At 53.9% G+C, this 13,119-nt stretch carries 10 protein-coding genes; 7 read left to right on the top strand and 3 right to left on the bottom strand.

The window, feature by feature from the left end; translation table 11 throughout:
* Window position 1: 1 nt before the first annotated feature.
* Complete coding sequence (gene uvrA, locus WFN75_RS15015) at window positions 2-2,824, bottom strand: excinuclease ABC subunit UvrA (RefSeq protein ID WP_040077600.1); 2,823 nt, start codon at window positions 2,822-2,824, stop codon at window positions 2-4.
* A gap of 247 nt (window positions 2,825-3,071) precedes the next feature.
* On the opposite strand from uvrA, the gene ssb1 reads away from it, so the two are divergent.
* Window positions 3,072-3,602 carry a single-stranded DNA-binding protein SSB1 gene (gene ssb1 / locus WFN75_RS15010; RefSeq protein WP_006177466.1) on the top strand — a complete coding sequence of 177 codons (531 nt, stop codon included), beginning with the start codon at window positions 3,072-3,074 and terminating at the stop codon, window positions 3,600-3,602.
* 70 nt (window positions 3,603-3,672) lie between these two features.
* Here ssb1 and WFN75_RS15005 read toward each other — a convergent pair whose 3' ends face one another.
* Complete coding sequence (locus WFN75_RS15005) at window positions 3,673-3,954, bottom strand: YjcB family protein (protein ID WP_207292810.1); 282 nt, start codon at window positions 3,952-3,954, stop codon at window positions 3,673-3,675.
* A 546-nt stretch (window positions 3,955-4,500) separates the two neighbouring features.
* On the opposite strand from WFN75_RS15005, the gene WFN75_RS15000 reads away from it, so the two are divergent.
* Window positions 4,501-5,904, top strand: a complete 1,404-nt coding sequence (locus WFN75_RS15000; protein WP_336996422.1) for a sensor domain-containing diguanylate cyclase — start codon at window positions 4,501-4,503, stop codon at window positions 5,902-5,904.
* Window positions 5,905-6,242: 338 nt separating this feature from the next.
* A complete protein-coding gene (locus WFN75_RS14995) occupies window positions 6,243-7,832 on the top strand; it encodes an EAL domain-containing protein (RefSeq protein WP_233803239.1) in 1,590 nt (529 codons plus the stop codon).
* Here the strand turns inward: WFN75_RS14995 and soxS are convergent.
* Window positions 7,825-8,151, bottom strand: coding sequence for a superoxide response transcriptional regulator SoxS (soxS, locus tag WFN75_RS14990; protein ID WP_040077595.1), 327 nt, complete (start codon window positions 8,149-8,151; stop codon window positions 7,825-7,827). The genes WFN75_RS14995 and soxS overlap by 8 nt on opposite strands.
* Window positions 8,152-8,249: 98 nt before the next feature.
* On the opposite strand from soxS, the gene soxR reads away from it, so the two are divergent.
* The 4 genes from soxR (at window position 8,250) to WFN75_RS14970 (ending at window position 13,103) form a co-directional block, all read left to right on the top strand.
* A complete protein-coding gene (soxR, locus tag WFN75_RS14985) occupies window positions 8,250-8,720 on the top strand; it encodes a redox-sensitive transcriptional activator SoxR (protein ID WP_040077594.1) in 471 nt (156 codons plus the stop codon).
* Between the two features lie 260 nt (window positions 8,721-8,980).
* On the top strand, window positions 8,981-9,652 hold the full coding sequence (locus tag WFN75_RS14980) for a glutathione S-transferase family protein (RefSeq protein ID WP_312961362.1): 672 nt from the start codon (window positions 8,981-8,983) through the stop codon (window positions 9,650-9,652).
* Between the two features lie 301 nt (window positions 9,653-9,953).
* Window positions 9,954-11,303, top strand: a complete 1,350-nt coding sequence (ghxP, locus tag WFN75_RS14975) for a guanine/hypoxanthine transporter GhxP (protein ID WP_336996421.1) — start codon at window positions 9,954-9,956, stop codon at window positions 11,301-11,303.
* A 153-nt stretch (window positions 11,304-11,456) separates the two neighbouring features.
* Entirely contained in the window at window positions 11,457-13,103 is a 1,647-nt protein-coding gene (locus tag WFN75_RS14970) for a Na+/H+ antiporter (RefSeq protein ID WP_046885529.1), read from the top strand.
* Window positions 13,104-13,119 lie beyond the last annotated feature (16 nt).

Below are 13,119 nucleotides of genomic sequence, written 5' to 3'. Positions count from 1 at the left end.
ACTACAGCATCGGCTTAAGGAAACGTGCGGTGTGCGAGGCTTCGCACTCCGCGACGGTCTCTGGGGTACCGGAGACCAGGATCTCACCGCCGCCGCTACCGCCTTCCGGACCGAGGTCAACAATCCAGTCCGCGGTTTTGATCACGTCAAGGTTGTGCTCAATGACCACAATGGTGTTGCCCTGATCCCGGAGCTGATGCAGTACGTCGAGCAACTGCTGGATATCCGCAAAGTGCAGACCGGTGGTCGGCTCATCGAGAATATACAACGTCTGACCGGTACCACGTTTAGAGAGTTCACGCGCCAGCTTCACGCGCTGAGCTTCACCGCCGGAAAGGGTGGTTGCCGACTGCCCCAGGCGAATATAGGTCAGACCCACATCCATCAGCGTTTGTAGTTTACGCGCCAGCGCCGGTACGGCATCAAAGAACTCACGCGCCTCTTCGATGGTCATATCCAGCACTTCGTGGATGGTCTTGCCTTTGTACTTAATCTCCAGCGTTTCGCGGTTATAGCGTTTGCCTTTGCACTGATCGCAGGGGACGTAAATATCCGGCAGGAAGTGCATTTCAACCTTGATCACGCCGTCGCCCTGACAGGCTTCGCAGCGGCCGCCACGAACGTTAAAGCTGAAACGTCCAGGCGTATACCCACGCGAACGTGATTCCGGCACACCAGCAAAGAGTTCTCGCACGGGCGTGAAGACGCCGGTATAGGTCGCCGGGTTGGAACGTGGCGTTCGCCCGATAGGGCTCTGGTCGATATCGATCACCTTATCGAAGTGTTCCAGACCTGAAATTTCGCGATACGGTGCCGGCTCCGCCAGGGTCGCGCCGTTAAGCTGCGTCTGTGCAATAGGGAACAGCGTATCATTAATCAGCGTCGATTTACCGGAACCGGATACCCCGGTGATGCAGGTAAACAGCCCAACCGGCAGCGTCAGCGTCACATCTTTCAGGTTGTTACCGCGCGCGCCGGTCAACTTAAGCACTTTTTCCGGATCCGCCGGAACGCGCTGTTTTGGCACGTCGATTTTACGCTTACCGCTCATGTACTGGCCGGTCAGCGACTCGGGCACCGCCATGATGTCGTTCAGGGTACCTTCTGCCACGACCTGGCCACCATGTACACCCGCACCGGGGCCAATATCGATCACGTGGTCGGCAGCGCGAATGGCGTCTTCGTCGTGCTCGACCACAATCACCGTATTGCCGAGGTTACGCAGGTGGATAAGCGTGCCCAGCAGACGTTCGTTATCGCGCTGGTGCAGGCCGATAGAGGGTTCATCCAGTACGTACATTACCCCAACCAGCCCTGCGCCGATCTGGCTGGCCAGACGGATACGCTGGGCTTCACCGCCGGAGAGGGTCTCTGCGGAGCGAGAAAGCGTCAGGTAGTTCAGACCCACGTTCACCAGGAATTTGAGGCGATCGCCAATCTCTTTCAGCACTTTTTCCGCGATTTTTGCTCGCTGGCCGGAGAGCTTCAGGTTGTTGAAGAAGTCCATCGCGTGGCCGATGCTCATGTCTGAGATGGTCGGCAGCGGGGTATTTTCAACAAAGACGTGGCGTGCTTCACGACGCAGACGCGTGCCGTCGCAGGTGGCGCAGGAGCGGTTGCTGATGAACTTCGCCAGCTCTTCTCGCACCGCGCTGGATTCTGTCTCTTTGTAGCGGCGCTCCATGTTGTGCAGCACCCCTTCAAAAGGATGGCGTCGCACGGAAGTATCACCGCGATCGTTCATGTACTTGAACTCGATGTTCTCTTTAGCGGAACCGAACAGGATCACTTTGTGCACGTTTGCGCTCAGGCTGGCCCAGGGGGCTTCAACGTCGAACTTATAGTGCTCAGCCAGCGACTTCAGCATCTGGAAGTAATAGAAGTTACGCTTATCCCAGCCGCGGATCGCACCGCCAGCCAGCGACAGTTCCGGATTCTGGATCACGCGGTCAGGATCGAAATACTGCTGCACGCCCAGGCCGTCACAGGTTGGGCAGGCGCCCGCCGGGTTGTTAAACGAGAACAGACGCGGCTCAAGCTCGCGCATGCTGTAGCCGCAAATCGGGCAGGCGAAGTTGGCGGAGAAGAGCATCTCTTCCGCTTTGGTATCGTCCATATCTGCCACTACCGCCGTACCGCCGGAGAGATCCAGTGCGGTTTCAAACGACTCGGCCAGACGCGTTGCCAGATCTTCACGCACCTTAAAGCGGTCGATAACCACTTCGATGGTGTGTTTCTTTTGCAGCTCTAGCTTTGGCGGATCGGAGAGATCGCACACTTCTCCGTCGATACGGGCGCGGATGTAACCCTGGTTGGCCAGGTTTTCCAGCGTTTTTGTGTGCTCGCCTTTACGCTCTTTGATAATGGGAGCCAGCAGCATCAGGCGTTTGCCCTCTGGCTGCGCCAGTACGTTATCCACCATCTGACTGACGGTTTGCGCGGCCAGCGGCACGTCGTGGTCCGGGCAGCGTGGCTCACCAACGCGGGCATACAGCAGACGCAGGTAATCATGGATTTCCGTGATTGTCCCTACCGTCGAGCGCGGGTTGTGCGAGGTGGATTTCTGCTCGATTGAGATGGCCGGCGATAGCCCTTCAATATGGTCTACATCCGGCTTCTCCATGAGCGACAGGAACTGACGCGCATAGGCTGAGAGTGATTCAACGTAACGACGCTGCCCTTCGGCATATAAGGTGTCGAAAGCCAGAGAAGATTTGCCAGAACCCGACAACCCGGTCACGACGATCAGTTTGTCGCGAGGGATGACGAGGTTGATATTCTTGAGATTGTGGGTGCGGGCGCCCCGAACTTCGATCTTATCCATTCACCTTTCCCGGTTGGAACACGGAATGCCTGGTTTGTTTGAAGGACAACCGGCATAAACGGCTAATTATGACACAAATTAACCTGTTTGAATATACAGTATTGGAATGCAAATTCCGGCGGGTTGTGTAACAATGTCGAGCTCGCGAGAGTTTTCTGGACCCGCCACGCAACTATGCAAATTGACGCGTGGAAATGGTACACTCGCGCGTTTACACTATTAAGAAACGTATTCAGGAGACACGATCATGGCCAGCAGAGGCGTAAACAAGGTGATTCTCGTCGGTAATCTGGGCCAGGACCCGGAAGTACGCTACATGCCGAGTGGTGGTGCAGTTGCCAACATTACGCTGGCTACTTCCGAATCCTGGCGTGATAAAGCGACCGGTGAGATGAAAGAGCAGACCGAATGGCACCGTGTCGTGCTGTTTGGCAAGCTGGCAGAAGTGGCCGGCGAATATCTGCGTAAAGGTTCTCAGGTCTACATCGAAGGCCAGCTGCGTACCCGCAAATGGACCGATCAGTCCGGCGCAGAAAAATACACCACTGAAGTGGTGGTGAACGTGGGCGGCACCATGCAGATGCTGGGTGGCCGTCAGGGCGGCGGCGCACCGGCGGGTGGCGGTCAGAACCAGCAGCAGGGCGGTTGGGGTCAGCCTCAGCAGCCGCAGGGCGGAAACCAGTTCAGCGGCGGCGCACAGTCCCGTCCGCAGCAGCAATCTGCTCCGGCACCGTCTAACGAACCGCCAATGGATTTTGACGACGACATTCCGTTCTGATTATCCGCATTTGCGATGCACATAAAAAAACCCAGACCATGTCTGGGTTTTTTATCGCTTATTTTCAGCATCAGGTGTACATCATCGGCCAGTCTGGCGGGGTATGGCTCATTGCCTCTACCATGATCTCTTTTACGTTATTCCAGATCACTGCCGCATCGATCAGCGTGATACCCAGTAACCCCGTCGCAAACCAGCAGGCAGCAGCGACACCCAGGAAGGTGCTAATCACCGCCAGCCCCGCGTAATCTGCTTTCCGGAACTGGATATTCAGCGTGCTGGCCAGAAACATCAGTACAGCGCTAAACAGCGGCCAGCGCAAAAGCACTACGCCGGTAGTAAGGGTTGCCATAAAACCGATCCTCAAAATGAACGTCGCCGGAAATAGCGATATTGCTCACAGAGGTGGCAAACTGGCTATCGGCAGACTTAGACACACAACAATGAAACAGCGTTTCTCGTTACACAAGATGTGTGAACTATATCACATTTGTTCTTTTATTCGCCAGTAGCGGAGCGCAAAAAAACGGCATCTTTTTAGCCATTTTAATTGCGTGGTTATTAGGACCAAATAAATATATCTTCGCTTGCTAAGCGACCTGTTTCACAGGTGTTTCCAGCGAATTCATCATGATAGATAAACTTGCACAGCAATAAGCAATTTGTGCAATATTTACAGGTATTAAAGTATGGATTATGCTTGAACGGACAAAAAAATTTACTCGTAATAAATAATTCAGGTATTTGAATTTTCTGGCTTTTATTATTTAACTGTTATTTTTTCAATACACACGCGTCCTTAAATGGCATCGAAAAGCAAATAATCATGGTATTGCTTTTCCAATCCTGACTTATTCGTTGCGGTCATTCTCTCTTATTTAATGAGCGCGAATAAACGATGAATGAATCATATCGCGAGATCGTTAATGACAGTACGGTGGCCCTGCGCACGCTGGCAAAACTTATGCCGCAGTTGTCTTCGCAATCAACGTTGCTGGAGTTGCTTGAGACAATTAACCACGCCTTTGGCGCCCGCCTGAGCTGGATTACCGTCGATGATGAGAACGGCCTTCAGCAGATAGTCAGTGCCGGAGAGCTCACCTGTCATTCACTGGAGGTCGGCAATTTTCTGGCGAGCACCCTGTTGCAGCGACATCACCGCGCGTGGCGTGTCATTTACTGGAAAGACAACATGGGTAAACACCTCTTTTCTGAACGCCATCCCGGTTATACCCAGCTGCAAAGCGGCGTACTTTGCAAAATCACCCCTCACGGTCACCTCTGTAGCGGCTATTTTTTCCTCGGTTTTTCTGATCCGCAGACGCCACTCTCTGTGCTGAAAGATATCGTGGTGATCCTGGTGGAAAAGCTGAAAGACTATTTTGTCGAAATTATTGCGCGCGAACGTACCGCCATTGAAATGCAGCGGGTCGTCACCCAATACCAAACCCTTTTCGAACGTGCCCCGGTGCTGATGAATTCATTCGATCGCCGTAGCCGCTGCGTGCTGTGGAACGCCGAGTGTGAAAAGGTCTTTGGCTGGAAAATGGCCGAGCTCAATGAGCATGCCGATCCGCTGGCGCTCTTCTATCCCGATCCTGAGGTTCGCCGGCGGGTGCGTGAATCCGTCAATACGGTCCCGCTAAATGATATGTACGAATGGCACCCGGTACGCCGGGATGGGGCACAGCTGACCATTCTCTGGTCGAATATCTTATTGCCGGACGGTTCAATCCTTAACATTGGGCTGGATATTACTGAGCGTAAGCGCGTCGAGAAACAGCTTGAGAAAAAGGCGACAACCGATGATCTGACCGGCTGCTTTAATCGATCGGCTATTCTTCAGCAGCTCACCACCGCGTTGGAGGTCAGTCATGGTCTCGCAGCTGAAACTCCCTTCTGCGTGGTGATGTTTGATTTGGATTTCTTCAAACAAATCAACGATCAATGGGGCCATCTGGTCGGCGATCGGGCGCTGGTACACTTTTGCGAACGCATCCGCGAGATGACCCCGGCCGACGCCGCACTCGGGCGGGTAGGCGGAGAAGAATTTCTGCTCTTGATGCCAGGCACGCACAGCGACGCGGCGCTGCAGCTCTCACTCATGCTGCATCAGACGCTGTTGACCCGGCCGTTACAGGTGGGCACCAGGGCGCTCACGCTCTCCTTCAGTGCGGGGATAGTAGAGGTGATGGGCGGTGGACATGATACTTCCTCATTACTCATTCGCGCCGATAAAGCACTTTATGATGCCAAGCGGGCAGGAAGAGGAAAAACAATCGTCGCCGTTGATTATTTATAAATCACTCAACTCTGTCGAATGGGTAAATAGCCAGAACTGACATCACCCGATTGTGCTTTTTTCATGCTGTCAGTAGTTTGACTTAATCAGCGATCCGCTGTGGCGTAATCGAAAAAATCTGCCGTCAGTGCTGGAAAATTATTTAACTTAATAAAAACTGAACGCATACTTTTAGTTTGGCTTACGGACAAATATTATCGTCATAACCAAATATTAGGATTTTGATGATAAAAGTCAGTTGCTAACTTCGCATGATTCATGCAACGTAATCACCTGTTTATCAAAGCATCCGGCCTTCAATACTACAGGCACATTAAAAGCAGGGATATAGGGCGGAAATGAATCATAGCGCGCGCGGCAAGGTGCTGAGAGGTGTGGGGATCATCATGGTAGTTTTACTACCGGTGATGCTTGCGCTTTGGTTTGCCCAACTGCGTGCTGTTTCAGAAACCCGTAATCAATTGCGCTCTTTCGCACAGCTTGCCTTAGATAAAACTGAACTCGTCATTCATCAAGTGGATTTAGCGCGCAATGCCGCTGAACACTATCAGGGTAATGTTTGCTCGCCTGCTCACCGCCAGTATATGTTGAATATTGTTCGCGGGCGTCTCTATATTGCTGATTTAATCTATGCCGAAGGGCGTGAATTTCGCTGTTCCACCGTATTAACGCCCACCACGGCATATACCATCCCACACGCCAATTACACGCGTAAGCCTGATGTGGCTATATATTATTTCCGCGATACGCCCTTCTTTGCGGGATATAAAATGACGTATATGCAGCGCGGCAATTATGTGGTGGTGGTGAATCCGCTCTCATACAGTGAAGTAATGTCAACCGATCACTCCCTGGCGTGGGGTATATTTGATACGGTCACCAATGCTTTTTTCTCGGTCAGTGAAAACGCAGATAAAAATTTATTAAAAACGCTGACTGGCGATAAGGAAACCACGTTTCAGGAGGATGGCCGTTTTTACACCATCGTTCATTCAGAAAAGCGCCCCGTTGCGGCAATTGTTTCAACTACCAATCAGCGTTTCTACGATGTGCTTTACCACGAAGCCACATTAACGCTGCCGCTGGGAATGATCTGTAGCGTCATCATATTATTAGTCTGGTCGCGAACTCGCCGTGAATTAAATTCGCCGGGGCGTTTATTGCACCGGGCGTTAAATAATCGCCAGCTTTGCGTGCATTATCAGCCAATTATCGATATCAAAAATAACGAGTGTGTAGGCGCGGAAGCGTTACTGCGTTGGCCCGGTTTTAGCGGCCCGGTGATGAGCCCGGCGGAATTTATTCCTCTGGCAGAAAAAGAGGGGATGATCGAGCGCATCACCGACTACGTGGTTGAAGAGGTCTTTAACGATCTCGGCCATTTTCTGGCGTCCAGACCGCACCTCTACGTCACCATTAACCTCTCGGCTTCAGATTTCCACTCCTCACGGCTCATCGCCATGATTAGCGACAAGGCTCGCCACTATTCTGTACGCGCGCAGCAAATTAAAATTGAAGTGACCGAACGTGGTTTTATCGACGTGCCCAAAACGACCCCGGTGATTCAGGCCTTCCGGCAGGCGGGTTACGAGGTGGCGATCGATGATTTCGGTACAGGTTACTCTAACCTGCACAATCTCTACTCGCTGAATGTCGATATTCTCAAAATTGATAAGACCTTTATCGACACTCTCACCACCAACAGTACCAGCCATCTGATTGCCGAGCACATTATTGAAATGGCACAAAGCCTGCGTCTGAAGACCATCGCCGAAGGGGTGGAGACGGCAGAGCAGGTCGCCTGGCTACACAAACGCGGGGTGCAATACTGTCAGGGCTGGCACTTCGCAAAGGCGATGCCACCCCACGAGTTTATGACCTGGCAACAGCAGCCTATTGCGGGGCTGGTTGCCCGGCCTGTTAGTTAAGCTGGTGGCGATAGTCGCTGGGGGTACGATCGAACTCCCGGCGGAAAACGCGGGAAAACGTCTGCTGCGACACATATCCGAGATCCATCGCGATATCAAAAATCGGCCGCTGAGTAGTGCGTAGTGCCTGCGCGGCCATCAGCAATCTGCGCTGGCGGATATACTCACCCAACGTCTGACGCATAACATTGCGGAACATTCTCTGCAGGTACCATTTCGAGTAACCCGATTTTTTGGCTACCACATCAATGTTTAATGGCTGGTCGATGTGATCATCAATCCATTCAATAAGTGTCTCAATAATCTGTTGATGCGACATAAAGCTGCCTCTCTCTGGATACACCTGTATCTGTTGATTCGTCGTTTTGTCTGCGGGCGAGTATAATTCCTCAAGTTAACTTGAGGTAAAGAGGTTTTATGGAAAAGAAATTACCGCGTATTAAAGCGCTATTGACGCCAGGTGAAGTGGCGAAGCGTAGCGGGGTGGCGGTATCGGCGCTCCATTTCTATGAAAGCAAAGGGTTAATTAAAAGCATCCGGAACGCCGGGAATCAGCGGCGCTATACGCGTGATGTGTTGCGTTACGTTGCGATCATCAAGATTGCCCAGCGTATCGGCATCCCTTTAGCAACGATTGGTGATGCGTTAGGCGTGCTGCCGGAAGGGCATACGCTGAGCGCGAAGGAGTGGAAAGCGCTCTCCTCCCAGTGGCGTGATGAACTGGATCGACGCATTCATACGCTGGTCGCGCTGCGCGATGAGCTGGACGGCTGTATCGGGTGTGGTTGTTTGTCGCGAAGCGATTGTCCGTTGCGTAACCCTGGCGACAAACTGGGCCAACAGGGTACCGGCGCACGCCTGCTGGAAGAGGATCCGCAGGGTCTGTAAAAAACTAAAGCGCCATAAAGGCGCTTTAGTTTATTCCCGGTCTTTGTCTTTCTCTCTATCCCGCTTATTTCACAGGAGGGTTTCCCCCGACATCAACACCCCTCAGTCGAGCCGTTGCGAGGTTCCGGTTTGTGCTGACACTTTAAGTCTATCCAGGGGCGGGAGCTTCGCCAGCGTAAAAGGGTAAAAACTCGGCGAAATATTTTCGCCAGGTTGTGCAATTTTCTATAGTTAGTTTGTATGAATATCAGGAGCTGCCCATGATTACGGTTCACCACCTAAACCAGTCCCGATCACAGCGGGTACTTTGGGCTCTTGAGGAGCTCTCTCTGCCTTACCAGATTGTTCGCTATCAGCGTGAGAAAACCATGCTGGCGCCGCCTGCGTTGAAAAAAATCCACCCTCTGGGCAAGTCCCCGGTGGTGGAAGATAACGGTCTGATTCTGGCGGAATCGGGCGCGATTCTGGAGTATCTGCAGGAAACCTATGACAGCGCGTCGCAGCTCAAGCCTGACAACCCCGAGCAGCGACTGAACTACCGCTTCTGGCTGCATTATGCGGAAGGTTCGCTCATGCCACTGCTATTAATGAAGCTGGTGTTTGCCAGCCTCGGTAAACCGCCGGTGCCCTTTGGGCTGCGTTCGCTGGGAAAAGTGCTGGGGCAAGGGGTGCAGAAAGCGTATCTCAATAAACAGCTCGAAACCCACGCCCGGTATCTGGAGTCGTGTCTGGCACAAAACAGCTGGTTTGCCGGCGATCGCCTTAGCATGGCTGATATTCAGATGAGTTTTCCGGTCATGGCGCTGCTGGCGCGCGGCGGTATTAACGATCTCCCGCATCTGCAGGCATGGAAGAAAAAAGTTGAAATGAGGCCGGCCTGGCAGCGCGCCATACAACAAGGCGGCCCGTTCGAACTCCCTGGCGAGTCGTAAACCTGTAACCCTATTGCGCATAAACGATAACGTTTGCGCATCCGCTGGTTATTTCTTCATCGTCAAAAGTGAATTTTAGCGAAAAACAGCAAAGTTCAGTTGAAAAGCCCGGTCTTTAGGCTGGATAATCGTTTGCCTTAATTTCACCACCCGTTTTTAAGCGCGGAGCTAAACGTTTGCTTTTTTTGTGACGCCCCTTTTTCGTCGCAAACGCAGCACAAGGATATGACGTTTCGCTGGCAGTGGAGTGTCCACCACGCTTAACAACGAACGATAAAAAAATCTTCAGGGGATGTTTTCTATGTCTACGCCATCTGCGCGTAATGGCGGTTCGCTTGACGCCATGTTTAAAATTTCTGCTCGCGGCAGCACCGTGCGTCAGGAGGTTCTGGCCGGTCTGACGACCTTCCTCGCGATGGTTTATTCCGTCATCGTGGTACCGGGTATGCTGGGCAAAGCGGGCTTCCCGCCGGCGGCGGTCTTCGTGGCGACCTGTCTGGTTGCGGGCGTTGGCTCCATCGTGATGGGGCTGTGGGCCAATCTGCCGCTGGCGATTGGCTGCGCCATTTCACTGACCGCCTTTACCGCGTTCAGCCTGGTGCTGGGACAGCAGATTAGCGTTCCCGTAGCACTGGGTGCCGTGTTCCTGATGGGGGTGCTCTTTACGGTTATCTCCGCCACCGGTATTCGTAGCTGGATCTTGCGCAATCTGCCGCAGGGCGTGGCGCACGGCACCGGTATCGGTATCGGCCTGTTCCTGCTGCTCATCGCCGCGAACGGCGTGGGTCTGGTAATCAAGAACCCGCTGGACGGCCTGCCGGTTGCGCTGGGCCACTTCGCCAGCTTCCCGGTGATCATGTCCCTTATTGGCCTGGCGGTGATCATTGGTCTGGAAAAACTGAAAGTGCCGGGCGGCATTCTGCTGACCATTATCGGTATCTCCATTGTGGGGCTGATTTTCGACCCGACGGTGCACTTCTCCGGTATTTTCGCCATGCCATCCCTGAGTGATGACAAAGGTAACTCCCTGATTGGTAGCCTGGATATTGTGGGCGCGCTGAATCCGGTGATCCTGCCAAGCGCGCTGGCGCTGGTCATGACCGCTGTGTTTGATGCCACCGGTACCATCCGTGCCGTAGCGGGCCAGGCCAACTTGCTGGATAAAGACGGTCAGATTATCGATGGCGGCAAGGCGCTGACCACCGACTCCCTGAGCAGCGTCTTCTCAGGCCTGGTGGGGGCGGCTCCGGCGGCGGTTTATATCGAATCCGCAGCGGGTACGGCGGCGGGCGGTAAAACCGGCCTGACGGCCATTACCGTGGGCGTGCTCTTCCTGCTGATCCTGTTCCTCTCTCCGCTCTCTTACCTGGTACCGGCTTACGCAACGGCGCCAGCGCTGATGTATGTAGGTCTGCTGATGCTGAGCAACGTCGCGAAAATCGACTTTGCCGATTTCGTGGATGCCATGGCGGGGCTGATTACTGCCGTCTTCATCGTGCTGACCTGCAACATCGTGACAGGCATCATGATCGGTTTCGCCTCGCTGGTGATTGGCCGTCTGGTCTCGGGAGAGTGGCGTAAGCTGAACATCGGTACCGTGGTGATCGCCGTGGCGCTGGTGACCTTCTACGCGGGTGGCTGGGCCATCTAATTTGATCTTTCTTGCTAAAACGGGTGGCTCAGGCCGCCCGTTTTTTATTTTCGGACCCCATCGCGTTGTCAATTGCGTTACTCTGAAGAAGATAGACTTAAGGCACGACGCCTTACGATTGACTAAAACAGACACATCGCAAACAGGGAACGCATGGAAATTTTCTTCACCATATTGATCATGACCCTTGTGGTCTCACTTTCCGGGGTAATAACCCGCGTATTACCCTTCCAGTTACCGCTGCCGCTGATGCAAATCGCAATCGGTGCGCTGCTGGCGTGGCCCACGTTTGGGCTGCACGTCGAGTTCGATCCTGAGCTGTTTCTGGTTCTCTTTATCCCGCCGCTGCTCTTTGCCGACGGCTGGAAAACCCCGACCCGTGAGTTCCTGGAACACGGTCGCGAGATTTTAGGTCTGGCGCTGGCGCTGGTGGTGGTCACCGTCGTGGGTATTGGCTTCCTGATTTACTGGGTAGTACCCGGTATTCCGCTGATTCCGGCCTTCGCGCTGGCGGCCGTGCTCTCACCCACCGATGCCGTGGCCCTGTCAGGGATCGTCGGAGAAGGGCGAATTCCAAAGAAAATCATGGGCATTTTGCAGGGCGAGGCGCTGATGAACGACGCCTCTGGCCTGGTGGCGCTGAAATTTGCCGTCGCCGTAGCGATGGGCACCATGATCTTTACCGTCGGCGGCGCGACCATGGAGTTCCTCAAGGTGGCGATTGGCGGTATTTTGGCGGGCTTCGTGGTCAGCTGGCTTTATGGCCGTTCACTGGGCTTCCTCAGCCGCTGGGGCGGGGATGAGCCGGCAACGCAGATTGTGCTGCTGTTCCTGCTGCCCTTCGCCTCATACCTGATTGCCGAACACATCGGCGTGTCGGGCATCCTGGCGGCCGTGGCGGCGGGGATGACCATTACCCGCGCCGGCGTGATGCGCCGGGCGCCGCTGGCGATGCGTCTGCGTGCTAACAGCACCTGGTCGATGCTGGAATTTGTCTTTAACGGCATGGTCTTTCTGCTGTTGGGTCTACAACTGCCGGGCATTCTTGAATCCTCGCTGGTGGCGGCAGAGGCGGACCCTAATGTCGAAACATGGATGCTCTTTACCGATATCGTGCTGATCTACGCCGCGCTGATGCTGGTACGTTTTGGCTGGCTGTGGACCATGAAACGGTTTAGCGTGCGTTTCCTGAATAAAAAACCGATGGAGTTCGGTTCCTGGACCACGCGCGAATTGCTGATTTCGACCTTCGCCGGAGTACGTGGGGCGATCACCCTCGCCGGTGTGCTCTCTATTCCACTGTTGCTGCCCACCGGCGATGTCTTCCCGGCGCGTTATGAGCTGGTGTTCCTGGCGGCTGGGGTAATTCTGTTCTCGCTGTTTGTCGGCGTGGTGATGCTGCCTATTCTGCTGCAGCACATGGAGGTGGCTGACCACGTTCAGCAGCACAAAGAAGAGCGTATTGCCCGTGCGGCCATCGCCGAGGTCGCTATCGTGGCGATCCAGAAGATGGAAGAGCGCCTGGCGGCAGATACCGAAGAGAATATTGATACTCAACTGCTCACCGAAGTGAGTTCTCGCGTCATTGGTAATCTGCGTCGCCGCGCCGATGGCCGTAACGATGTAGAGAGTTCAATGCAGGAAGAGAGACTGGAACGTCGATTCCGTCTGGCGGCGCTGCGTTCAGAGCGTGCTGAGTTGTACCACCTGCGCGCCACGCGCGAGATCAGTAACGAAACGCTGCAAAAGATGCTCCACGACCTCGATTTGCTGGAAGCGCTGCTGGTTGAGAACCCGTAGTCTTTTGCCCCTCATC

Source organism: Leclercia sp. UBA7405, assembly GCF_037152215.1.
GTDB lineage: Bacteria > Pseudomonadota > Gammaproteobacteria > Enterobacterales > Enterobacteriaceae > Enterobacter > Enterobacter pneumoniae.
Note: the sequence above shows the minus strand (reverse complement) of the source record. Positions and strands in the feature narration are given on the sequence as shown.

What these genes read in the sequence shown, in the direction of transcription:
- uvrA (WP_040077600.1), bottom strand. Translation starts at nt 2,824, where the DNA reads ATGGATAAGATCGAAGTTCGGGGCGCCCGCACCCACAATCTCAAGAAT.
- ssb1 (WP_006177466.1), top strand. Translation starts at nt 3,072, where the DNA reads ATGGCCAGCAGAGGCGTAAACAAGGTGATTCTCGTCGGTAATCTGGGC.
- WFN75_RS15005 (WP_207292810.1), bottom strand. Translation starts at nt 3,954, where the DNA reads ATGGCAACCCTTACTACCGGCGTAGTGCTTTTGCGCTGGCCGCTGTTT.
- WFN75_RS15000 (WP_336996422.1), top strand. Translation starts at nt 4,501, where the DNA reads ATGAATGAATCATATCGCGAGATCGTTAATGACAGTACGGTGGCCCTG.
- WFN75_RS14995 (WP_233803239.1), top strand. Translation starts at nt 6,243, where the DNA reads ATGAATCATAGCGCGCGCGGCAAGGTGCTGAGAGGTGTGGGGATCATC.
- soxS (WP_040077595.1), bottom strand. Translation starts at nt 8,151, where the DNA reads ATGTCGCATCAACAGATTATTGAGACACTTATTGAATGGATTGATGAT.
- soxR (WP_040077594.1), top strand. Translation starts at nt 8,250, where the DNA reads ATGGAAAAGAAATTACCGCGTATTAAAGCGCTATTGACGCCAGGTGAA.
- WFN75_RS14980 (WP_312961362.1), top strand. Translation starts at nt 8,981, where the DNA reads ATGATTACGGTTCACCACCTAAACCAGTCCCGATCACAGCGGGTACTT.
- ghxP (WP_336996421.1), top strand. Translation starts at nt 9,954, where the DNA reads ATGTCTACGCCATCTGCGCGTAATGGCGGTTCGCTTGACGCCATGTTT.
- WFN75_RS14970 (WP_046885529.1), top strand. Translation starts at nt 11,457, where the DNA reads ATGGAAATTTTCTTCACCATATTGATCATGACCCTTGTGGTCTCACTT.